15 protein-coding genes and 2 pseudogenes are annotated in these 21133 nt (G+C 71.5%); 5 read left to right on the top strand and 12 right to left on the bottom strand.

Features of this window, described 5'->3' with window-relative positions:
* Window positions 1-54: 54 nt before the first annotated feature.
* Window positions 55-1182, bottom strand: a pseudogene (locus OG519_RS15690) (SpoIIE family protein phosphatase); the annotation flags it as partial.
* A gap of 213 nt (window positions 1183-1395) precedes the next feature.
* Window positions 1396-2178: pseudogene (locus OG519_RS15695) on the bottom strand (ATP-binding cassette domain-containing protein); the annotation flags it as partial.
* A 16-nt stretch (window positions 2179-2194) separates the two neighbouring features.
* Here OG519_RS15695 and OG519_RS15700 point away from each other — a divergent pair.
* The gene (locus OG519_RS15700; RefSeq protein ID WP_405583694.1) at window positions 2195-3073 is read left to right on the top strand and encodes a D-alanyl-D-alanine carboxypeptidase family protein; all 879 of its coding nucleotides are present in this window, start codon (window positions 2195-2197) and stop codon (window positions 3071-3073) included.
* 178 nt (window positions 3074-3251) lie between these two features.
* On the opposite strand, the gene OG519_RS15705 is transcribed toward OG519_RS15700, so the two are convergent.
* On the bottom strand, window positions 3252-4463 hold the full coding sequence (locus OG519_RS15705) for a helix-turn-helix transcriptional regulator (protein ID WP_405583696.1): 1212 nt from the start codon (window positions 4461-4463) through the stop codon (window positions 3252-3254).
* A gap of 232 nt (window positions 4464-4695) precedes the next feature.
* On the opposite strand from OG519_RS15705, the gene OG519_RS15710 reads away from it, so the two are divergent.
* The 3 genes from OG519_RS15710 to OG519_RS15720 all read left to right on the top strand — a co-directional run bounded on the left by OG519_RS15710 (window position 4696) and on the right by OG519_RS15720 (window position 8277).
* Window positions 4696-5145 (top strand): ATP-binding protein, encoded by a 450-nt coding sequence (locus tag OG519_RS15710; RefSeq protein WP_405583697.1) that lies wholly within the window; start codon window positions 4696-4698, stop codon window positions 5143-5145.
* A complete protein-coding gene (locus OG519_RS15715) occupies window positions 5142-5690 on the top strand; it encodes a DUF6907 domain-containing protein (RefSeq protein ID WP_405583699.1) in 549 nt (182 codons plus the stop codon). Before OG519_RS15710 ends, OG519_RS15715 begins: the two co-directional genes overlap by 4 nt.
* A gap of 709 nt (window positions 5691-6399) precedes the next feature.
* The gene (locus tag OG519_RS15720) at window positions 6400-8277 is read left to right on the top strand and encodes a discoidin domain-containing protein (protein ID WP_405583701.1); all 1878 of its coding nucleotides are present in this window, start codon (window positions 6400-6402) and stop codon (window positions 8275-8277) included.
* Window positions 8278-8400: 123 nt separating this feature from the next.
* Here OG519_RS15720 and OG519_RS15725 read toward each other — a convergent pair whose 3' ends face one another.
* The 3 genes from OG519_RS15725 to OG519_RS15735 form a co-directional block, all read right to left on the bottom strand.
* The gene (locus OG519_RS15725; protein ID WP_405583703.1) at window positions 8401-9057 is read right to left on the bottom strand and encodes a uracil-DNA glycosylase; all 657 of its coding nucleotides are present in this window, start codon (window positions 9055-9057) and stop codon (window positions 8401-8403) included.
* A gap of 49 nt (window positions 9058-9106) precedes the next feature.
* Entirely contained in the window at window positions 9107-9718 is a 612-nt protein-coding gene (locus tag OG519_RS15730) for a hypothetical protein (RefSeq protein WP_405583705.1), read from the bottom strand.
* A 127-nt stretch (window positions 9719-9845) separates the two neighbouring features.
* Window positions 9846-10811: a D-2-hydroxyacid dehydrogenase family protein gene (locus OG519_RS15735; protein ID WP_405583707.1), complete on the bottom strand. Its 966-nt coding sequence runs from the start codon at window positions 10809-10811 to the stop codon at window positions 9846-9848.
* Between the two features lie 683 nt (window positions 10812-11494).
* On the opposite strand from OG519_RS15735, the gene OG519_RS15740 reads away from it, so the two are divergent.
* Window positions 11495-14428 (top strand): FAD-binding and (Fe-S)-binding domain-containing protein, encoded by a 2934-nt coding sequence (locus OG519_RS15740; protein ID WP_405583708.1) that lies wholly within the window; start codon window positions 11495-11497, stop codon window positions 14426-14428.
* 206 nt (window positions 14429-14634) lie between these two features.
* On the opposite strand, the gene OG519_RS15745 is transcribed toward OG519_RS15740, so the two are convergent.
* From OG519_RS15745 to OG519_RS15770, 6 genes are all read right to left on the bottom strand, one after another.
* On the bottom strand, window positions 14635-15090 hold the full coding sequence (locus OG519_RS15745; RefSeq protein ID WP_405583710.1) for a universal stress protein: 456 nt from the start codon (window positions 15088-15090) through the stop codon (window positions 14635-14637).
* An 18-nt stretch (window positions 15091-15108) separates the two neighbouring features.
* A complete protein-coding gene (locus tag OG519_RS15750; protein WP_405583712.1) occupies window positions 15109-16800 on the bottom strand; it encodes an MDR family MFS transporter in 1692 nt (563 codons plus the stop codon).
* 429 nt (window positions 16801-17229) lie between these two features.
* A complete protein-coding gene (locus OG519_RS15755) occupies window positions 17230-17868 on the bottom strand; it encodes a response regulator (protein WP_405583714.1) in 639 nt (212 codons plus the stop codon).
* On the bottom strand, window positions 17865-19268 hold the full coding sequence (locus tag OG519_RS15760) for a sensor histidine kinase (RefSeq protein WP_405583716.1): 1404 nt from the start codon (window positions 19266-19268) through the stop codon (window positions 17865-17867). The genes OG519_RS15755 and OG519_RS15760 overlap by 4 nt, the downstream gene beginning before the upstream one ends.
* Window positions 19226-20125, bottom strand: coding sequence for an ABC transporter permease (locus OG519_RS15765; protein WP_405583718.1), 900 nt, complete (start codon window positions 20123-20125; stop codon window positions 19226-19228). Before OG519_RS15765 ends, OG519_RS15760 begins: the two co-directional genes overlap by 43 nt.
* Entirely contained in the window at window positions 20122-20976 is an 855-nt protein-coding gene (locus tag OG519_RS15770) for an ABC transporter ATP-binding protein (protein WP_405583720.1), read from the bottom strand. Before OG519_RS15770 ends, OG519_RS15765 begins: the two co-directional genes overlap by 4 nt.
* Window positions 20977-21133 lie beyond the last annotated feature (157 nt).

Below are 21133 nucleotides of genomic sequence, written 5' to 3' on the forward strand. Positions count from 1 at the left end.
GGGGAGGGGCGGGTCCGACAGCGGGGCCGGGGAGCGGCGGGGCCGCCGGCCCGGTCAGCCGGCGCCGGCCCGGGCGGCGGGGAGCCGCTGTTCGACCCAGATGATCTTCCCGGTGGGGGTGTAACGGGTCCCCCAGCGTTCGGCGATCTGGGCCACCAGGAAGAGGCCGCGACCGCCCTCGTCCGTACTGGCCGCGTACCGGAGGTGCGGTGAGGTGCTGCTGGTGTCGGACACCTCGCAGATCAGGGCGCGGTCGTGGAGCAGCCGGACCCGGATCGGTCCTGACGCGTACCGGATCGCGTTGGTGACCAGTTCGCTGAGGATCAACTCGGTGGTGAACGCCAGGTCGTCCAGTCCCCACGCGGCCAACTGCCGCTCGGCGCGCTCCCGTACGGAGGCGACGGCCGCCGGGTCCGACGGCACCTCCCAGCCGGCGATCCGGTCGGCCGGCAGCGCCCGGGTGCGGGCGATGAGCAGCGCGATGTCGTCCTTGGGGTGGGCGGGCAGCAGCGCGTCGAGGACGACCTGGCAGGTCTCCTCCGGCGTACGGTCCGGGCCGCCCAGCGCGGTGCGCAGGAGTTCCAGCCCCACGTCGATGTCCCGTCTGCGGTCCTCCACCAGCCCGTCGGTGTAGAGGACGAGCCGGCTGCCCTCGGGCAGCTCCCGCTCCACCGACTCGAAGGGCAGGCCGCCGAGACCGAGCGGCGGCCCGGCCGGGATGTCGAGGAACTCCACTGTGCCGTCGGGATGGACGAGCCCAGGCGGCAGGTGCCCGGCCCTGGCCAGTTCGCAGCGGCGCGAGACCGGGTCATAGATCGCGTAGAGACAGGTGGCCCCGGCGATGGTGGCGCCGCCCGCGTCCGCCTCGTCCTTGTCGATCCGGCCGACCAAGTCGTCCAGGTGCGCTAGGAGTTCGTCGGGCGGCAGGTCCAGCATGGTGAAGTTGTTCACCGCGGTGCGCAGCCGGCCCATGGTGGCGGCGGCGTGCATGCCGTGCCCGACGATGTCGCCGACCACCAGTGCGACCCGGGCCCCCGGCAGCGGGATGACGTCGAACCAGTCGCCGCCCACCCCGGCCTGCGCGGGCAGATAGCGATAGGCCACGTCGAGGCCGTCCTGCTCCGGCAACCCGTGCGGCAGCAGGCTCTGCTGGAGGTTGACGGCGATGGCGTGGTTGCCGGTGATGGCGGAGTCCATCTGCTCCTGGGTGGCGTACTTGGTCTCGAACAGGCCCCGGTTGCGGCCGACCCGCAGCACCGCGACCCGGTCGGCGACCGAGCGGACCTCGTCCATGTCGTGGCTGACCAGCAGGACGCCGAGGTTCTGGTCGCGCAGCCGCCGGATCAGTTCCAGGACCACGGCGGCCTGCCGGGGGCCGAGCGCGGCGGTGGGTTCGTCGAGCACGATGAGCTCCGGCTCGCCGATCAACGCCCGCGCGATGGCGACGCCTTGGCGCTGGGCGCCGGAGAGCGAGGCGACCGGGACCCGCAGGCTGGGGATCCGTACCGCCAGGGTGTCGAGCAGCGCGCGGGAACGTTTCTCCATCCGTACCTCGTCCAGCATGCCGAACCGGCGCAGCGGGCGGCCGAGATAGAGGTTGTCGACCGTGTCGAGGTTGTCGCAGAGCGACAGGTTCTGGTGAACGGTGGCGATGCCCAACCGCTGGGCGTCGGACGGCCGGCGGATGTCGACCGGCCCGCCCTTCCACTCGATGACCCCGCTGTCCGGCGGGTACACCCCGGCTATCGCCTTCACCAGGGTGGACTTCCCCGCCCCGTTGCTCCCGACCAGACCGACGACCTCGCCCGGTTCGATGTCGATGCCGACCTCGCGCAGGGCCTGCACCGCGCCGAACCGCTTGGAGATCCCACGCGCGGTCAGCAGGGGACTGCTGTGCACGGAAACCACCTCCCTCCCCCCGGTCCGCCCGGTGTCCGCTCTGAGTTTGCCTCGATAGGGTCTCGATCGCATCGCGGACGGCGCAGAAAGATCGTCCGGGGGCGCAAATGGGGGCGCACGGCTGCCGGATCGGGCAGCCGTCGGAAAAAATCGACCCCCATGCGCATCCGTCCACCCCGCTACAGGTCTCATAGTGAGCGGTGCCGCACGCGTACGGCCCCGGTGCGATGCCATGAGATGCCGTGAGATGCCACGAGTTTTCCGACCAACTGGGAGCATTCACTTGAGAACGGACATGAGAACCGCCCGCCGCGCCTGCGCTGTCGCGGTCACCACGGGTGCGGTGCTGACGGCGGGCGCGCTCGCCGCCCCCGCGCAGGCCGCCGCGCCCAAGGCGCCGTCCATCGTCGCCAAGGGCGGCTATGTGATGAACAACGGCACGGGGGCCAGCCTGTTCACCAAGGCGGCGGACACCCGCCGTTCCACCGGCTCGACCACGAAGATCATGACCGCCCGGGTGGTGCTGGCCAACCGGCACCTCAACCTGGACACCAAGATCACCGTGCAGAAGGCGTACAGCGACTACATCGTCGCCAAGGGCGCGTCCTCGGCCCATCTGATCGTCGGCGACAAGCTCACCGTCCGCCAGTTGCTGTACGCGATGATGCTCCCGTCCGGCTGCGACGCCGCGTACGCCCTGGCCGACCACTTCGGCGTGGGCTCCACCCGGGCCGCGCGGGTCAAGTCCTTCATCGGCTCGATGAACAACGCGGCCAAGGCGCTCGGCCTGAAGAACTCCCACTTCGACTCGTTCGACGGAATAGGGAACGGGGCCAACTACTCGACGCCGCGCGACCTGACCAAGCTGGCGAGCAACGTGATGAAGTACTCGACCTTCAGAAGCGTGGTGAAGACGGTCTCGACCAAGCAGAAGGTCACCACCAAGAGCGGTGGCTACCGCTACATGTCCTGGACCAACACCAACAAGCTGCTGGGCAGTTACTCCGGCACCATCGGCGTCAAGACCGGCTCGGGCAACGCGGCCGGCTACTGCCTGGTCTTCGCCGCGACCCGGGGCAGCAAGACCGTCATCGGCACGGTCCTCTCCTCCACCTCCGAGGCGAACCGCACGGCGGACGCCAAGAAGCTGATGGACTACGCCTTCAAGAAGTAGCTAGCCCCCGCAGGGGCGCGATGGCCGATTGCCCGCACCGTTCCCCGCGCCCCTCCGGGCCGCCCCACCAGGGGCGCGGGGAGGGCCCTTCGGTTTTGGTTAGCTGCCGGAGCCTCAGGTGAACGGCGGCGGGAGGTGACCGGTTCTCGGCAGGTCCTCGTTTTATGCCCTTGGCACCTCAGGCACCAGGCGACTTCAGACTTTCGTAGGCTTCCCGTAGATCCGTCGCTTCCGGTAGCCGTTTTGCCTCGATCGAGTTGACGACTTCCAACGCTCGCCAATGGTTCGATGGGACGACACGACCAGAAAGTATGGCTTTCTGGGCTACATGGGAGGCTTCGTCAAGTCGGTTCCCCGACGTCAGCACCAGCGCCAAATCGATGTTTGCTGACGCTACTCGTCGTGGCCATTTGCTCACGTCATCGGCCGGGCTCAACCGGGTGATGACTTCCCGTGCATATGTTTCTGCAACTGGATCACCCACCCACGCCAAGGTCGTCGCCGTGTAAGACAGCGACTTGGCAGGGTCGTATTGGTAATGATGCTCGGGCTGATCCGGCTGTTCTCGCTTGGCCGACATCTTCTGTACTCGATCAATGGCAGCGTACGTATCCTGCGCTTGGCCGAGTCGGGCGTGAGCCCGCCCTTCTTGTGCGGTTGACTGGATCAACGCCGAGCTTCCAGCTGGGGCAATTCGCTGAGCTATTTGACTCAGTTCGATAGCGCGGAGGTAGTCACCCGCTGTCAGAACACGCCACGCTTCAGTTTCGTAGCACCACGCCTCAATCTCCGGATGATCCGCGTGTCGGGCAAGCGTGGCAGCGGTTTGAAGACGGGCGGTTGCGGCATCGTCCTGCTTCAAGTCAATGTGGACGGTGGCACCCAGAAGAGACAGCCAACCCCCAATGACCAGCAGGCGGCGGTGCTCTGCGAGAGTCTTTCTAGCGTCCAGCAAGCGGGCTACGTACGCCGAGTGTCGCCGTACGCGCTGCGATAAATCCTGAGGGGATGATTGCGGATACGAGATCGCCAATTCATTGAAAGCTTGCTCCAACCGAGTGAGCGTCTCGGGTCCCACATCGCTTGCCTGTACACGGCGTGCCAGTTCCCATGCGTCCATCTCATCGTCATGGGCCGGGGAGTCGCTGACCGTCCAATCGCTCAGAGCTGTAGGCACGAGTTTCTCGGGCGTGAGATATTCGTCCAGCTCTTTTGAGGTGAGCTGTAGAAGCTTGGCGATTTTCGGGCGCTGATGCGGTTGGGGGTCGACTTCTCCGCGCTCCCAGCGCTGCACCGTGGTGCGGTCCGCTCTCAGCGCCTCCGCAAAACCTTCTTGGGTGTAGCCGCACGCCTTCCGCCGATCTGCCAGGCGCTGCCGCTTCTCTGCCATACCGGTACTCCATCCGGGAGCCGTCTTCCCACGTCAGCGTACCCCGTGCAGCCAAGACGCAGCGGAGATGCGGCACTTCTGCCGTGGCCCTGTCCTGCCTTCCCCGGGAGCGTGGTGAGACGCAAGGACCCCCGCACCGCAGACACGGCCGGGGGCGTGGCCAACGCTGTTGAGGAGCGCCGACAGTGCGGAAGCATAATCACCACTCGTTCGAATGGGCGGGGGTAGTTCGATGACCCCTGGTAGGTCGGCGGCTCTGGCCGCAGAACGTCCTTACAGTGTTGAGAAGTTGTGGCCGCCTGCGCCTCGTTCGGTGGGCAGGGCGCGTCGGTTACTCGCCCATCACCTTGGTGTCTGGGGGCTGCCGCACCTAAGGGACAGTGCCGCTCTGGTGTTGTCCGAGTTGGTCACCAACGCGATCACTCATGCGCACCCGCCGTACGGGTCTTTGATCTCGACGCGTTTCGAGCGGCTGGAGTGCGGGGTGCGCATCGAGGTGCACGACTCCAGTCGCGGCAGGCCGGAGGTTCGGGATGCGGCGGCCGAAGAGGAGTCCGGCCGGGGGTTGGGCCTGGTGGACGTGCTGACCGGCGGACGCTGGGGAGTGTGCGACCGGGAAGGGCCCGGGAAGATTGTCTGGGCTGTCTGCGCCGACGGTGACAGTCGTGAGGTGGTCCGATGACGGTCGGCAGCTCTTCTTCGGTCCTGGCTCCCGGCCGGACCTGGGCCATAACCACCACCAGCGGCTCGACGACCACGGGGTATCTGCCCGGATGGGCCGGGGAGGACCCGAGCACAGCGGATGTGCCGATCGACCGGCTTCCCCTCGAACTGGCCGATGTCGCGCACCGGGCTGACGTGGGTGGCCTGGTGATGCCGGTATCGCACGCGGAGGAGGAGGCAGAGGAGGCCGGGGTGCTGGTGGTCACGATCGGCTGCAAGCCCTTCGACGGGAATGAGGACTCTCCGTCGCGTGTCCCGGTGATGAATGTGCAGATCGTTGACGACTTCTGGATCAGGGACCTGGACCCCGCAGGGGCTGTCGCGTTCGGCGAGCGGTTACGGGTGCTCGGCGAGCTGGTCATGAGTCAGGCCGCGGGACTGCTGGCGGCTGCCCGTAGCGACTGGGCCGCACACAGCTCCACCGGCACGGCACACGTTCTTCGGACGCTGTCCGAAGGCGGAACGGCAAGATCATCGGGCCCGATGGCCAGCGTTTCCGGATGAGGAGAACCCGCCCCGGGCCCTACCGTGCCGTTCCATTGCTGCGGCGTGGTGGTGCGGGTGGCGGCCGGCCGGAGGGGCTTCGGCCAGTCACTGGCTCAGGGTGATGCCGGGCGCTGGTGGCCGAAGTCATGGAGGCCGTCCGCCGAGGCCACGGGTTTCGTGGTCAGGTTGAGTCAACGGGCCGGGGCTGTTCGCTTGTCGTCACCCTCACCCCTGCGGGAGGTGCCGTGCCCCGCAGGGGCGCGAGGAACTGCGCGCCCGGCCGCAGCGCGACCCGCGCATCGGCACCGGCCGGGTGGGGCTGTTGCTGCCGCACCCGGCCCACCGGCCGGTGGGTGGCTGAGCGCGCCGTTCCCCGCGCCCCGGATGGTCGCCGCCGAGCGCCAAGGCGCCCCTCGACGGACGTCACCCTCACCTCGCGGGAGGTCCCCCGCCACCCAGGGGCGCGGGGAACTGCGCGCCCAGCCACAACGCGCCCCGCGCACCGCCACCGCCCCAAAGGGGCTGTCGCTGCCGCATCAAGCCCACCCGCCGGGTGCGGCCCACCACGCCACGCAAGCGCGAGCGCCCCCGCGCCGACCGTAAACGTTGCCGGTTCTCTTGACAGCCCTCGGACCGGAGGCGGACTCTCCTGAGAGCGCTCTCACCACCCCCACCTCCGGCGGGACGCGCTGACCCACCCACCCCCCACACAGAAGAAGAGGTACGCATGTCGATCAGAGGCACGCGGCTGCGCCTGTCGCGCCGCAGGCCGGACGGACGACGGCTCGCGGTCGGGCTGATGGCCGTCGCGGCCGTCGCGGCGGTCACCCTCGCCGGCACCCCCGCCGCCACCGCGTCCACATCCGCCGCCCGTTCGTCAACCGTCTCATCGGGCACGTCCGGCGCGACCACCGCCCACCAGGCCGCGGCACCCCAGGCCGCCGCCGTCCAGCCCAACGCCGTCCCCGCCGCGCCCTCCGGCTTCTCCACCACCTGGAGCGACGACTTCAACGGCGCCGCCAACACCGGCCTGAACACCGACACATGGCGTTACGACGCCGGCGCCGGCTGGACCTTCGGCACCGGTGAGATCGAGACCATGACCAACAGCACGGCCAACGTCTACCAGGACGGCAGCGGCCACCTCGTGCTGAAGGCCCTGCACACCGGCACCGACCCGGCCGCCAACTGGACCTCGGGCCGCGTCGAGACGCAGGCCGACGGCTTCGGCGCCCAGCCCGGCGGCGTCGTACGGATCCAGGCGTCCATCCAGCAGCCGAACGTGACCACCGCCAACGGGGCAGGCTACTGGCCCGCGTTCTGGATGCTCGGCTCGCCGCTGCGGGTCGGCGTGCCGTGGCCCGGCTCCGGCGAAGTGGACATCCTGGAGGACATCAACGGCCGCAGCTCCGTCTTCGGCACCCTGCACTGCGGTGTCGGCAGCGGCGGTCCGTGCAACGAGACCAGCGGCGTCGGCAGCGGTGAGCGCGCGTGCTCCGGCTGCCAGACCGGCTACCACACCTACGCGGTGGAGGTCGACCGCTCGACCTCGCCCGAGCAGATCCGCTGGTACCTCGACGGCGCCAACTTCTTCACCCTGAACTCCAACCAGGTCGACGCCACCGCCTGGGCCAACGCGGTCGACCACAGCTACTACATCATCTTCGACCTGGCGATCGGCGGCGGCTTCCCCGCCGCGTTCGGCGGCGGCCCCAACGCCGCCACCGTTTCCGGCGGCCAGATGAACATCGACTACGTGGCCGTCTACAACAAGGCGCCGGCCGCCATCTCGGGCACCAACATCGCCAAGGGCAAGCCCACCACCGCCTCCTCGGTGGAGAGCGCCACCTTCCCGGCCTCCAACGCGACCGACGGGGACATCACCACCCGCTGGTCGAGCGCCTTCTCCGACCCGCAGTGGGTCCAGGTCGACCTCGGCCAGAACTACAACATCAACCACGCGACCGTCACCTGGGAGGCGGCCTCAGCATCGGCCTACCAGCTACAGACATCCACCGACGGCACCAACTGGACCACCGTCTACGCCAACAGCAACAGCCCGGCGGACATCCAGGACACCGCGCTGAACGCCACCGGCCGCTATGTCCGGGTCTACGCGACCGGCAGAGCCTCCCAGTACGGTGACTCGCTCTACGAACTCGCCCTCTACGGCTCCCCGTCGTCCGGAGGCGGAGGCGGAGGTGGCGGCGGCGGCACCACCACGCTGCTGTCGCAGGGCAAGACCGCGACCGCCTCGTCGAGCGAGAACGCCGGCTTCGCCGCGGCCAACGCGGTGGACGGCAACACCGGCACCCGCTGGTCGAGCGCCTTCACCGACCCGCAGTGGCTCCAGGTCGACCTCGGCGCCACCCACACCATCAGCCAGGTGGTGCTGAACTGGGAGGCCGCTTACGGCACCGCCTTCCAGATCCAGACCTCGGCGAACGGCACCACCTGGACATCCGTCTACTCCACCACCAACGCCACCGGCGGCGTCCAGACGATCCCGGTGACCGGCTCCGGCCGCTACGTACGGCTGTACGGCACGGCCCGCTCCACCCAGTACGGCTACTCGCTCTGGGAGTTCCAGGTCTTCGGCACCTGATCGGCATCTGATCGACACCCTGATCGGCGCCCGATCGGCCGCTGGTCGACCCTGAGTGCCCCGGTCCGCCGCACCCCCGGCGGACCGGGGCACTCGGCTGTGGTCCGCGGGCTCATCGTGCTCTTACTCCCGCTCCTGCCGCGCGTTGAGCGCCGCGACCTGCTCGGCGAAGATCCGCGCGCCGCCCTGCGCCGGGTGGCGCACCGCCGTCGCGGTGATGCCGCCCGCGGCGAGCGCGCCCTGCGACTTGCGGCCGACCGCGACAAAGGTGGTGATGCCGAACGTCTCGGCGAGCGCCAGCGCGATCGGCGCGCCCGCGGCCACCTCGGAGGCCCGCGGCGTGCGATTGGTGTGGACGTCTCCGGCCAGGAACGGATGGTGCGGGTAGATCCCCCAGAGCAGCGGCAGCCGCCCCTTCCACACCGCGAGCGCGCCCCACACCGCGGACGCCGACGCCTCCCAGTCGACCACCGGGTTCTCCGGCACCAGGAACCCGTCGCCCTCGGGTCGCCCGGTGATCAGCCCGGGCCGCGCGCCGACCTGCCGTACGCCCATGAACGGCACGCCCGTGATCGTCGCTCCCCGGTAGCCGGGCGCCTCGGCGACCAGCATCACCTTCGGGCCGATCTCCCGCATCAGCTCCAGATACCGGGTCAGATTCCGGCCGCGCAACCTCCCCGCCGGGTCCGCCGGATCATCCAGGTAGAGCGCCTCCGCGTCCGCCGGGGCCGGCAACGCCCTGACCCGGTCCAGGAATGCGCCGATGGGATCAGCCGCCATGGCCGTAACTCCACTTCATGGGTCGGATCCGTCCGCCGTGCCCTCGGCGCTAGTTGAGGTCGTCCGGGAGGGAGAGCGGGGGCCGCAGCGCCGTGCGCAGTTGTGTGCTGGTCGCCGGGGGGAGGCCGAAGCGGGCGCGGCGGAGGGCGGTGGCGTGGGGGGTGATGAGATCGAGGTCGCGGAGTTGGCGGCGGAGTTCCTCGGCGCGGAGTTCGTCCGGGTCGGCGGCGAAGTCGTCCGCCTCCTGGGCGAGTTCGTCCACCACCTCGACGGCCCGGCCGCTGGCGAAGACGGCGAAGTCGGCGCAGCCGTGCATGTATGCGTGCGCGGCGTGGAGTACGGCCGCCGCGGCGGGCTCGTCGGCGTCGTCCGGGCCGTGCCGGCCGTCGTTGTGGCAGTAGTCGCTGACGTAGAAGGCGCCCAGGCCCTGCTTGATGGTGCCGAAGGCGGTCGCGTCACCGAGCGCGGCCGACCAGACCGCCTCCAGCAGCGGCCGCAGGCTCAGGGTGAAAACCCGCTGGTCGGCGGTCGGCTGTGCCTCGTGTGCCTGGATCAGCCGCTGCGCCACCCCGGTGGCGAACACCGCCCGCTCGCCTTCCGAGACGGCGCCGAGCCGGCCGGCCACCTCGGCGTCCAGTTCCTTCCACACGTGCGTCACCATCCGGTGTCCTCGCCTCTCCGCTACGTCCGGGTCCGCCCGTACGCACGCTACGCGCCCCGTCCCCGCCGCCGGTCGGCAACACGTCCGACCGCCGGCGCCGCCGTTCCCTGGCGGGGCGGGCCGGGGTTCAGGGGACGAGGGGACGCAGCGGCGTGGTGGGGTCGGCGAGAAAGGCCGCGATGTCCTCGACCGCGTCGCCGTAGAAGATCCGGTACGTCTTCTCGGTGACGTAGCCCATGTGGGGGGTGAGGAGGGTGCGGGGGGAGCTGCGGAGCCAGTGGTCGGCGGGCAGCGGCTCGGTGTCGAAGACGTCGAGGGCGACCTTGGCGGGGCCTGTCGCGGTGGTGAGGGCGGTGCGGAGGGCTTCGGCGTCGATGATCGGCGAGCGGGAGGTGTTGACGAGGTAGGCGTCCTCGCGCATGGCGCCGAGTTCGGCGGCGCCGATGAGGCCGCGGGAACGGTCGCTGAGCATCATATGGACGGTGACGACCTTGGCGGTGGCGAAGAGGTCGGCTTTGGTGACCAGGCGGGCGCCGTGCTCGGCGGCGCGTTCGGCGGTGAGGTTGGGGCTCCAGGCGACGACGTCCATACCGAAGGCGGCGCCGATCCTGGCGACCCGTGCGCCGAGCCGCCCGAGGCCGACGACGCCGAGGATCTCGCCGTCGAGGTCCCCGGCGACGGTGGTCTGCCACTGTCCGGCCCGGATCCGCGCGTCGTCGCCCGCCACATCGCGGAAGAGGTTCAGGATGAGCGCCCAGGTGAGCTCGGCGGTACCCGGCGGGTGCGCCCGGGTGCCGGTCACCGTGACGCCGAGTTCGCCGCCCGCGACCAGGTCGATGGCGGCGTTGCTCCCCGCGGTGGTGACCAGCAGCTTCAACTCGGGCAGCTTCTCCAGCACCGAGCGGGGGAAGGCGGTGCGTTCGCGCATGGCCACGATCACCTGGAAGGGGGTGAGGGTGGCGATCAGTTCGGCCTGGTCGGTGATGGCGCGGTCGAAAAAGGTGACGTCCGTGCCGGGCAGCGGCCCGGACCAGTCCGCCATGGTCGATGCGGCGTGCTGATAGTCGTCCAATACGGCGATCCGGACGGACACGGCGGGTTCTCCCTCGCGGTGATCTTTTTCTTTCTCCCGGCAGATTACGCCCGCGCGCCGTGCGCCACCGGATCCGCCGGGCGGCGACCCTCGCGGTCGTGTTCGGACCTCGGCCCGGTGGGGCCTGACCGCGCAGTTCCCCGCGCCCCTGCGTGGCGCGGGACCTCCCGCAGGGGTGAGGTGACGTCCGTCGAGGGGCGCCCAGGCGCCCGGCGGGAACCATCAGGGGCGCTGGGGGTCCCCCCAGGCGAAGCGATGGGGGAGGAACGGCGCGGGCAACCGGCCACCGGCCGGTGGTCCGGACACGGCAGCGACAGCCCCTTTGGGCCGGTGGCGACCCGCGGGTCGCGCTGCGGCTGGGCGTTCCCCGCGCCCCTGCGAGGCACGGCGCCTCCCGCAGAGGTGAGGGCGACGCCCGTCGAGGGGTGCCCAGGCGCCCGGCGGGAACCATCAGGGGCGCTGGGGGTCCCCCCAGGCGAAGCTATGGGGGAGGAACTGCGCGGCCAGCCACAACGCACCCGCAGACAACGACCCGGCGCAACCCGCCACCACCCCAGGGGCGCAAGCGACCAGCCCGCACCGACCGGCAGACGAACCACAACCGCAAGAACCCCCGTATTAGGATCAATCACCGTACCCGCTGCCATACCCCGACGCGCTCGGGCAAGCCCCCGGAGGGTCCCGTGCCGCCTGCGAAAAGGGACGAAGACCTGGTCAGCGCCCTGCGGCGAGCCGGCCTCGCAGAGGTGGACGCCGGCTCCAGGCGGCGCGCCGAGTACGGCGCGGACGCGTCCAACTACCGGGTCATCCCGCAAGCCGTCGTCTTCCCCCGGGAAGCGGCCGACGTACTGGCCGCCCTCGATGTCTGCCGCGACCGGGGAGTCCCGCTCACCGCCCGCGGCGCGGGCACCTCGATCGCCGGGAACGCGGTGGGCGAGGGCGTCGTCCTCGACTTCTCCCGGCACATGAACCGGGTGCTGGCCGTCGACCCCGGCGCGCGGACCGCCGTCGCGGAACCCGGCGCCGTACTGGACGCGATCAGCGCCGCCGCGGCCCCGTACGGCCTGCGCTTCGGCCCCGACCCCTCCACCCACGCCCGGGCCACCATCGGCGGTGCGCTGGGCAACAACGCCTGCGGGGCGCGGGCGTTGGCCTACGGGCGTACCGCCGACAACACGGTCGAGCTGGACGTGGTCACCGGCGCCGGTGTGCGCCTCACCGCCCGGCGGCTGGACCGGGAAGGGCTGGGCGCCGCCGGAGCGACGGCCCCGCGACCCGCGGCCGAGTTGATGGCCGGCCTCGACACCCTCGTCACCAGCCGACTCGCCCTGATCCGCACCGAGTTCGGCCGCTTCACCCGCCAGGTCTCCGGCTACTCGATGGAGCACCTGCTTCCGGAGCGCGGCGCCGACCTCGCCAAGTTCCTCGTCGGCACCGAAGGCACCCTCGCCCTCCTGCTCCAGGCCACCGTCCGGCTGGTCGAAGCGCCCGCGCACACCGCGATGGCCGTACTCGGCTACCCCGGCATCGCCGACGCGGCCGACGCCGTACCGGGTCTGCTCCCGCACCACCCGGTCGCCCTCGAAGGCATGAGTTCCCGGCTGGTGGACGTGGTGCGCCGGCGGCGCGGCCAGGCGGCGGTACCGGGCGGACTGCCGCGCGGTGACGGCTGGATCTTCGCCGAGACCGCCGGTGCCACCGAGGCCGAGGCGGTCGCCGCGGCCCGGCGGCTGGCCGCCGACGGAAACAGTCTGGACTTCACGGTCGTCACCGGCGCCGAGGCCACGGCGCTGTGGCGGATCAGGGAGGACGGCGCGGGCCTCGGCGGCCGGACCCCGGCGGGCGAACCGGCCTGGCCCGGCTGGGAGGACTCCGCGGTGCCGCCCGAGCGGCTGGGCCCGTACCTGCGTGAACTCACCTCCCTGATGGGTGAGTTCGGTCTCGACGGGCTGATGTACGGCCACTTCGGGGATGGTTGCCTGCATGTGCGGATCGACTTCCCGCTGGCCGCGCGGCCCCCGGTCTTCGGGGAGTTCCTGGCGGCCGCGGCGGCGCTGGCCGGGCGGCACGGCGGGTCGATGTCCGGCGAGCACGGTGACGGGCGGGCCCGCGGCGCGCTGCTGCACCACATGTACTCGGCGCCGGCGCTGGAGACACTGGCCGCCGTCAAGCACCTCTTCGACCCGGCCGACGTGCTCAACCCCGGCGTCATCGTGCGGCCCCGCCCGGTCGACGCCGATCTGCGGCTGCCCGCCGCCACCGCTCGGCTCGGAGCGCTGTCCTTCGCGTACCCGGAGGACCGCGGCGACTTCGCCACCGCCGTGCACCGCTGTGTCGGCGTCGGCAAGTGCCGGGCGGACGGCACCGGCTCCGGCGGCGTGATGTGCCCGTCCTATCTGGCCACGAGGGACGAGAAGGACTCCACCCGCGGTCGCGCCCGGGTGCTCCAGGAGTTGGCCAACGGGAGCCTGGTCAAGGGTGGTTGGCGGGCACCGGAGATCGCCGAGTCGCTGGACCTGTGCCTGTCCTGCAAGGGCTGCGCGAGCGACTGCCCGGCCGGGGTGGACATGGCCACGTACAAGGCGGAGGCGCTGTACCGGCGTTACCGGCACCGGCCGCGGCCGGCCGCCCATTACGCCCTCGGCTGGCTGCCCCGCTGGGCCCGGCTCTCGGCGCGCGCCCCGCGACTGGTCAACGCGCTGCTGGCGATCGGTCCGGTCGCGGCGCTCGCCAAGCGCGGCGGCGGCATCGACCCACGGCGCCCGCTGCCGCGCTTCGCCACGCGTACGTTCCGCCAGTGGTTCAGCGCCAGGGCAGCGGCCGGCGCGGCCGCCGCAGGGGCAACGGGGTCGGTGGGGTCCGCCGCGGCCGGGCGGCCGCCGGTGCTGCTGTGGGTGGACACCTTCACCGAGCACTTCTCACCCGAGGTCGGCCAGGCCGCGGTCCGGGTGCTCGAGCACGCCGGGTACGACGTACGGCTCACCGGCCGCCCGGTCTGCTGCGGTCTGACCTGGCTCTCCACCGGCCAACTCGACGCGGCCAAGGCACGGTTGACCGAAACCCTGGACGCGCTGGCGCCGGCCCTCGAAGCCGGCTGGCCGATCGTCGGCCTGGAACCCTCCTGCACGGCGGTCCTGCGGGGCGACCTCACCGAGCTGCTCCCGGACGATCCCCGGGCGGTCCGCGCCGCCACCGCCACCCGCACCCTGGCCGAACTCCTCACCGCCACCCCCGGCTGGACCCCGCCCGACCTCGGCGGCGTCCACGGCGTCGCCCAGCCCCACTGCCACCAGCACGCGGTGCTCGGCTGGGACGCGGACGCGGCCCTGCTGCGCGCGGCCGGCGCCGAGGTCCGCCCGGTCGGCGGCTGCTGCGGCCTGGCCGGCAACTTCGGTGTGGAGAAGGGCCATTACGAAGTTTCGGTCGCCGTCGCCGAGACCGCCCTGCTGCCCGCCGTCCGGCAGGCAGCCGCCGGAGCGGTCGTCCTGGCCGACGGCTTCTCCTGCCGCACCCAACTCACCCACCTCTCTCCCCTCCCCGGCACCCACCTGACCCAACTCCTGGCGTCCCGGCTCCCGCCGGAGGAGCGACCCGGGACCCCCGACCCAACCGGCTGACGCACCCCGAGGGACGACCCAGCGGGCGGCCCGACCGGGCGGCGGCCCTCACCGCGTACCGCGTACCAACAGACGTGCCCCGGACCAGCAGCCGTCGTCGCCCGACCGGCCGTGCGCGGCGGGCCCCGGCCACCCGGCTCGGCCTGGACGATCGGTGCCGGCGGGCGGCGCGGGTCGGTGGCCCGGGCGGAGCCGCGGGCGGGGGCTCACGGGACGACTATCACCGGCCACTTCCCGCCCTTCACCAACCGCACGCCCGCTGAGCCGAAGAGCCGGTGGCGCAGGCCCCTGGAGGCGCCGAGGACCACCGAGTCGGCGCGTAAATCATCGGCCATCCGGCTCAGGCCGGCCGCCACGTCGGCCGCCCGCAGGACGTGGAACTCCCAGCGCAGGCCGCGCAGTTCAACCGTGCGGGCGAGCCCCTCCGCGATCCGCGCGCGCAGCTCCTCGGCGATGACCAGATCGTCCTGCTGGAGCATCCACGCCACGCCCCCGATCCCCGCCGACGAGTGGACCGGCAGTATGTGGACCAGGACCAGCAGCGCGTCCTGCCTCCTGGCCAGACCGACCGCGTACGCGGTGGCCCGCCAGGAGGAGTCCGAGCCGTCCACACCGGCCACGATCACCCGGCCGCCCTCGGCCTCGATCCGTCCGAAACCCACGACCGTAGGACGGGCGGGTCACGACGCCGGATCGGCGGCGGGTTCCGACGCCTTCGGCCCCGGCTCCGACCCGGGCGTCTCCGCGAAGGCCGCCCCGGTGGTGCGCAGCGGCACCTCCTTGATCAGGAAGGAGAGCACGAACGCCACCACCAGCACCGCCGCACCGACCAGGAAGGCCACGTCGATCGCACCGGTGAAGCCGACCTTGAACGGGTGGCCGAGCACCGGGTCGACGTTCTTCAGGAACGAGGTGTCGTTGAGCGTTCCGGTGCCGCCGGAGGACGCCGAGGTGAGCGTCTTGAGCTGATCCGGGTGCGCCTTGGCGGCCGCCTGGAACGCGGCGCTGCCCTTCGCGTCGGCGAACGCCGACCCGATCTTGCTGCCGACCAGCGAGTAGACGATGGAGAGGAAGACCGCGACGCCGAGCGTGCCGCCCATCTGGCGGAAGAACGTGGTCGACGAGGTGGCCACGCCGATGTCCCGCGGCGGCACGGCGTTCTGCATGGCGAGCACGATCGTCTGCATGTTCAGGCCCAGACCGGCGCCGACGACGAACATCGACAGGTCGGCGTAGACCAGCCCGCTGTCCGCCTTCAGCCGCCAGAGCATCAGCATGCCGAGCACCAGCAGCGCGGAGCCGATGATCGGGAAGATCTTGTAGCGGCCGGTCCGCGAGGTGATCTGACCGGAGACCATCGACAGGATCATGATGCCGAGCACCAGCGGCAGGGTCAGCAGACCCGCCTTGGTCGGCGAGTTGCCCTTGACGAGCTGGAGGTAGAGCGGCAGCAGGGTGATGCCGCCGAACATGCCGATACCGATGATCGCGGACTGCGCGGAGCCGATCGCGAAGACGCCGTTGTGGAACAGCCGCATCGGCAGCAGCGCCTCGTCGCCCGCCTTGCGCTCGGCAAGGAGGAAGCCGACGATGCCGATCGCGCCGACCACGTAGCAGGCGAACGACGTACCGCTGCCCCAACCCCACTCCCGGCCCTGTTCGGCGACGATGAGCAGCGGCACCAGCGCTATGATCAGCGCCACCGCGCCCGGGTAGTCCACGCGGTGCGGGCGCGGGTCGTGCTTGACGTGCAGCACCCTGCCGACCACCATCAGGGCCACGATGCCGATCGGTACGTTGATCAGGAAGATCCAGCGCCAGCCGTCGATGCCCAGGAGCTGGTTCTGGCCGGCCAGCGCGCCGCCGACGACCGGCCCGAGCACGCTGGACGTGGCGAAGACCGCCATGAAGTAGCCCTGATACTTTGCCCGTTCACGTGGCGGGATGATGTCGCCGACGATGGCGAAGGCGAGCGAGAAGAGACCACCGGCGCCGATGCCCTGGAACGCGCGGAACGCGGCCAGCATGTACATCGAGGTGGACAGCATGCACAGCGCGGAACCGGCGATGAACACGGCGATCGCGAAGAGGAAGAACGGCTTGCGTCCGTACTGGTCGGAGAGCTTGCCGTAGAGCGGGGTGGCGATCGTCGAGGTGATCAGGAACGAGGTGGTCACCCACGCCTGGGCGGTCAGACCGTTGAGGCTCTCGCCGATCTTGTAGATGGCGGTGGAGACGACCGTCTGGTCGAGCGCGGCCAGGAACATGCCGAGCAGCAGCCCGGACAGGATGACCATGATCTGGCGGTGCGAATAGGCCGTCGCGGGTGGTGGTCCGGTGCGGGTCGAGACGGCATCTGCTTCGGCGCTCATCGGTGGTCTTCCTCCAGATTTTTTGCTTGCCCAGGGCAACATTACTGCGCGCGGCGCGCGAGGGGCAGCCGCCGCTCAGCCCGGATTGCGCAGGTAGCGGTTGTCCACGGCCAAAGGATTACGGTTCTGGGCCCGGATTCCCCGGATCCGCTCCCCTATGGGTGAGGGAAGTCACCCGCCCCGGCGCAACCCGCCACCGGGCGGTGGACCGGGTACGACCGGAACAGCCCCACCCTGCCGGTGACGACCCGCGCGTGCGCCGTGGCTGAGCGCGCAGTTCCTCGCGCCCCTGGCGGGGCGCCCCCAGGTGGGCGCCCCCGAAGGGGCGCGGGGAACGGCGCGAGCAACCCGCCACCGGGCGGTGGACCGGCAACGACAGCAACCGCCCCACCCGGCCGGTGACGATCCGCGGGCGCGCAGTTCCCCCGCCTAGAGCAGACCGTGACGCATCGCGCTGGTCACCGCGGCCGTGCGGTCGGCCACGCCCAGTTTGGTGAAGGCCCGCAGCAGATGGGTCTTCACCGTGGACTCGCCGATGAAGAGCCTGCGGCCGACCTCCGCGTTCGTGCAGCCCTCGGCGACCAGCCGCAGCACCGCCGTCTCCCGGTCGGAGAGCCGCGGGCGTTCGGGCCGGGTGCGCAGCCGGTCCACCAGCCGGGCCGCGACGGAGGGCGCCAGTACGGTCTCGCCCCGGGCCGCGGCCCTGATGGCGTCGGCCAGCTCGGCCCGGGCGACGTCCTTGAGCAGATAGCCGGCCGCCCCCGCCTCGACCGCCCGCAGGATGTCGCCGTCGGTCTCGTACGTGGTCAGCACGATGACCCGGCAGGGCAGCCCGGCGGCCGTCATCCGCTCGATCGACTCGACCCCGCCGCCGTCCGGCATCCGCAGGTCCATCAGCACGATGTCCGGCGCCAGCGCCGCGCTCAGCGCCTCCGCCTGCGGGCCGCTCGACGCCTCGCCCACCACCTCCAGGTCCGCCTCCGCCCCCAGCATGGCGGCCAGCCCCTGCCGTACCACGGGGTGGTCGTCGGCGAGCAGCACCCGGATCGCTGCCGCGGGACGGTTCACCGGGGCCTCCGTCGGTTGCCGAGCGGGGCGGCGGTATCGGCGCGGCGGGCGAGTGCAGCGTCATCAGACACGTCGGACACGTCGGACGCGTCGGCCACGTCGGCCCCCTCCGCCATGGCGACCCGCTCCAGCGGCAGCGTCACGCTCACGGTCGTGCCCCGTCCCGGCGCGCCGGCCACGTCCGCCGTGCCGCCGAGCTCCGCCGCCCGCGCCCGCAGTCCCGGCAGGCCGTAGCCGGAGGACGGCGACGCGGCCGGGGCGCCGCCAAGTCCTACCGGGGCGGCAAGGGAGAAGCCGCGGCCGTCGTCCTGGACGGAGAGCGCCAGCGCGTCCGGGGCGTAGTGCAGCCGCAACGTCGCCGCGGCGCCGGAGCCCGCGTGCCGGCGGACGTTGGCCAGCGCCTCCTGGCAGGTGCGCAGCGCCACCACCTCGACCGCGGCCGGCAGCCCCCGTACGGTGCCGGTGACCTCCACGACCGCCGGCGCCCCGGTCTGCTCGGCGTGCCGGGCGGCGAGTCTGCGGACCGCGTCGGCCAGCGAGCTGCCGTCGAGCCCGGCGGGCGCGCCGCCGGCCACCAGGGCGCGGGCCTCGGCGAGGTTCTCCCGGGCGGTGCGGGCCATCAGCTCCAGATGGCGGTGAGCCTGGTCCGGATCACGGTCCAGCTCGGAGTCCACCGCCTGGACCAGCATCAGCAGACTGGTGAAGCCCTGGGCAAGGGTGTCGTGGATCTCCCGGGAGAGCCGTTCCCGCTCGGCCAGCGCGCCGCGTTCCGCCGAGAGCCGGCCGATCTGCTCCCGGCTCGCCCGCAACTCCGCGAGCAGCTCCGCACGTTCGGCGCTCTGCTCGATGATCCGGATGATCCAGCTCCCGAGCACCGCGGAGAACGCCAACGTGACCGCGGCGAACACCGAGTTGTAGTAGACGACGTGCGCGTCCGGACGCCACACCAGCGCCCAGCCGAGCACCGGCGTGACGTTGATGACGGCCACCGCCGCCAGCGCGTCCCGGATCCGCAGCAGCATGAAGCACTGCGGTACGAGGGCGAAGGTCGCCAGCCGGGTCTCGCCGACCAGGATCGCCGGCGGCAGGAACAGCACGACCAGGCCGGTGATGTAGCCGACCTGCCGCCGCCCGCCGCCCGGATCCGCGGCGGTCAGCAGCCGGCGCCCGGCCACGGCGTACCACGGGACCAGCAGCCCGAAGAGCCCGGCGGCGATCAGCCGGATGTGCGGTCCCGGACTCTCCGCGGCGAGCGCGAAGAGCACGGTCGCCACCCACACCACCGCGAAGTAGCAGTCCCAGGGCAGGAAACGGCGCTCCCAGACATGGGTGTCGGCGACCGGCCCGGCGGGCGCCCTCAGCCGTCGCTCCGGCTCTTCCAGCGGAAGGTCAGCAGACACAGCACCAATCCTCCGACGCACCAGGCGCCCAGCACCAGGGCGATCCTGCCGTACTCCCAACTCCCCGCCGGTTCCAGGGCGGCGGCGGCCTGCGGCAGGAACACCCCGCGCAGCCCCTGGCACAGCCACTTCAGCGGGAAGAACGATCCTACGGTCAGCATCCAGTTGGGCACGGTGTCGACGAGGATGTAGACGCCGGAGATGAACTGGAGCACCAGGAAGGGCAGGACGACCACCGAGGTGGCACTGCGCCCCGACTTGGGCACGCTGCTGATCGCGATGCCGAGCAGCGCGCAGCCGGTGAGGCCGAGGACGAAGATCCAGCCGAAGGTCAGCCAGCCCGCGAGGTCCGACGGCAGGTCGACACCGTAGACGGTGGTGCCGAAGAGCAGCAGCACCGCGGTCTCCAGCACGCCGGTCACCAGGACCAGCCAGATCTTGCCGAGGAAGTACGCGGCCGGCGGCATCGGGGTGCCGCGCAGCCGCCGCAGCGCCTTCTCGTCGCGTTCGATGGCGATCGAGATGCCGAGCGACTGGAAGCTGGTGGACATGATTCCGGCGGCGATCATCGACGCCACGTAGTACTGGGAGGCGGTGGCGCCGGAGTTCGCCATGTCGTCGCCGAAGATCGACGCGAAGAGGAAGAGGAACACCACCGGGAAGGCGAAGGTGAAGACGACTTGCTCGCGCTGCCGGAAGAAGAGGCGGAGCTCCAGGCCGCCGCGCAGCAGGCCGAGTTGCCAGACCCCGGGCAGCCGGGGCGGGGCGGCGCCGGTCCGCGGGCGGGGCGCGGCGGCGGAGCCGGTGAGGTCCGCGGCGTCGGCGGCGGGCGAGTGGCCGGACCCGGTGGCGGTCATGACGCGTTCTCCGCTTCGATGAGCCGCAGGTAGACGTCTTCGAGGGTGGGGCGGGTGACCCGCAACCCCGGTATCTCCCCGTCGAATCGGCGGCCCAGTTCGGCTACCGCCCGGGTGGGCGTGTCGGTCTCCTCGGCCCGTACGGAGCCGTCCGGTTCGGTCCAGTGCACGGTGGCCCGCGCGGCGGCCCGGCCGGCCAGCGTCGCGGCCTCGCCGAGGGCGCGGACCCGGCCGGCGGCGATCACCGCGAGGCGGTCGGTGAGGGCTTCGGCCTCTTCCAGATAGTGGGTGGTGAGGACGATCGTCGTCCCCTCGGCGGCGAGTTCACGGATCAGCCCCCAGAACTGCCGCCGCGCCACCGGGTCGAAGCCGGTCGTCGGTTCGTCGAGCAGCAGCAGCTCGGGCCGGCCGATCACCCCCAACGCGACGTCGAGGCGCCGTCGTTGGCCGCCCGACAGCATCTTCGTCCGGCTGCGCGCCTTCGCTTCGAGCCCGACCAGCGCGATCACCTCGTCCGGGTCCCGGGACCGCGGGTAGTAGCGCGCGAAGTGCCGTACGGTCTCGGCGACCGTCAACTCCGCGGGCGCGGACTCGTCCTGCCAGACGATCCCCACCCGGGCCTGCCAGTCGCGCCCGGCGGTTTCCGGGTCCTCACCCAGCACCGTCACCTCACCGCCGTCGCGCCCGCGGTGCCCTTGGAGGATCTCCACGGTCGTACTCTTCCCGGCCCCATTGGGCCCGAGGATCCCGAACACCTCCCCCCGCCGGATATCGAGATCCACCCCGTCCACCGCTCTGACCTCGCCATACCTCTTCCGAACCCCCCGCGCCCGCACCGCATATCCCGTCATGCCCCCACTCTCCCCTCACCTCTCCCCCCATCGGATCGACCGCCAGGACCCTCCTCTGTCCACCGAACGATGGACACGGGGCTGTGGGGTGCCCCAGGGCATGGCGAAGCGGGCCGCCGGGAGGGGAAGGGGGGCGGCCCGCGGGGGGTGGGGGTAG

This window comes from Streptomyces sp. NBC_01190 (assembly GCF_045039895.1).
GTDB lineage: Bacteria > Actinomycetota > Actinomycetes > Streptomycetales > Streptomycetaceae > Actinacidiphila.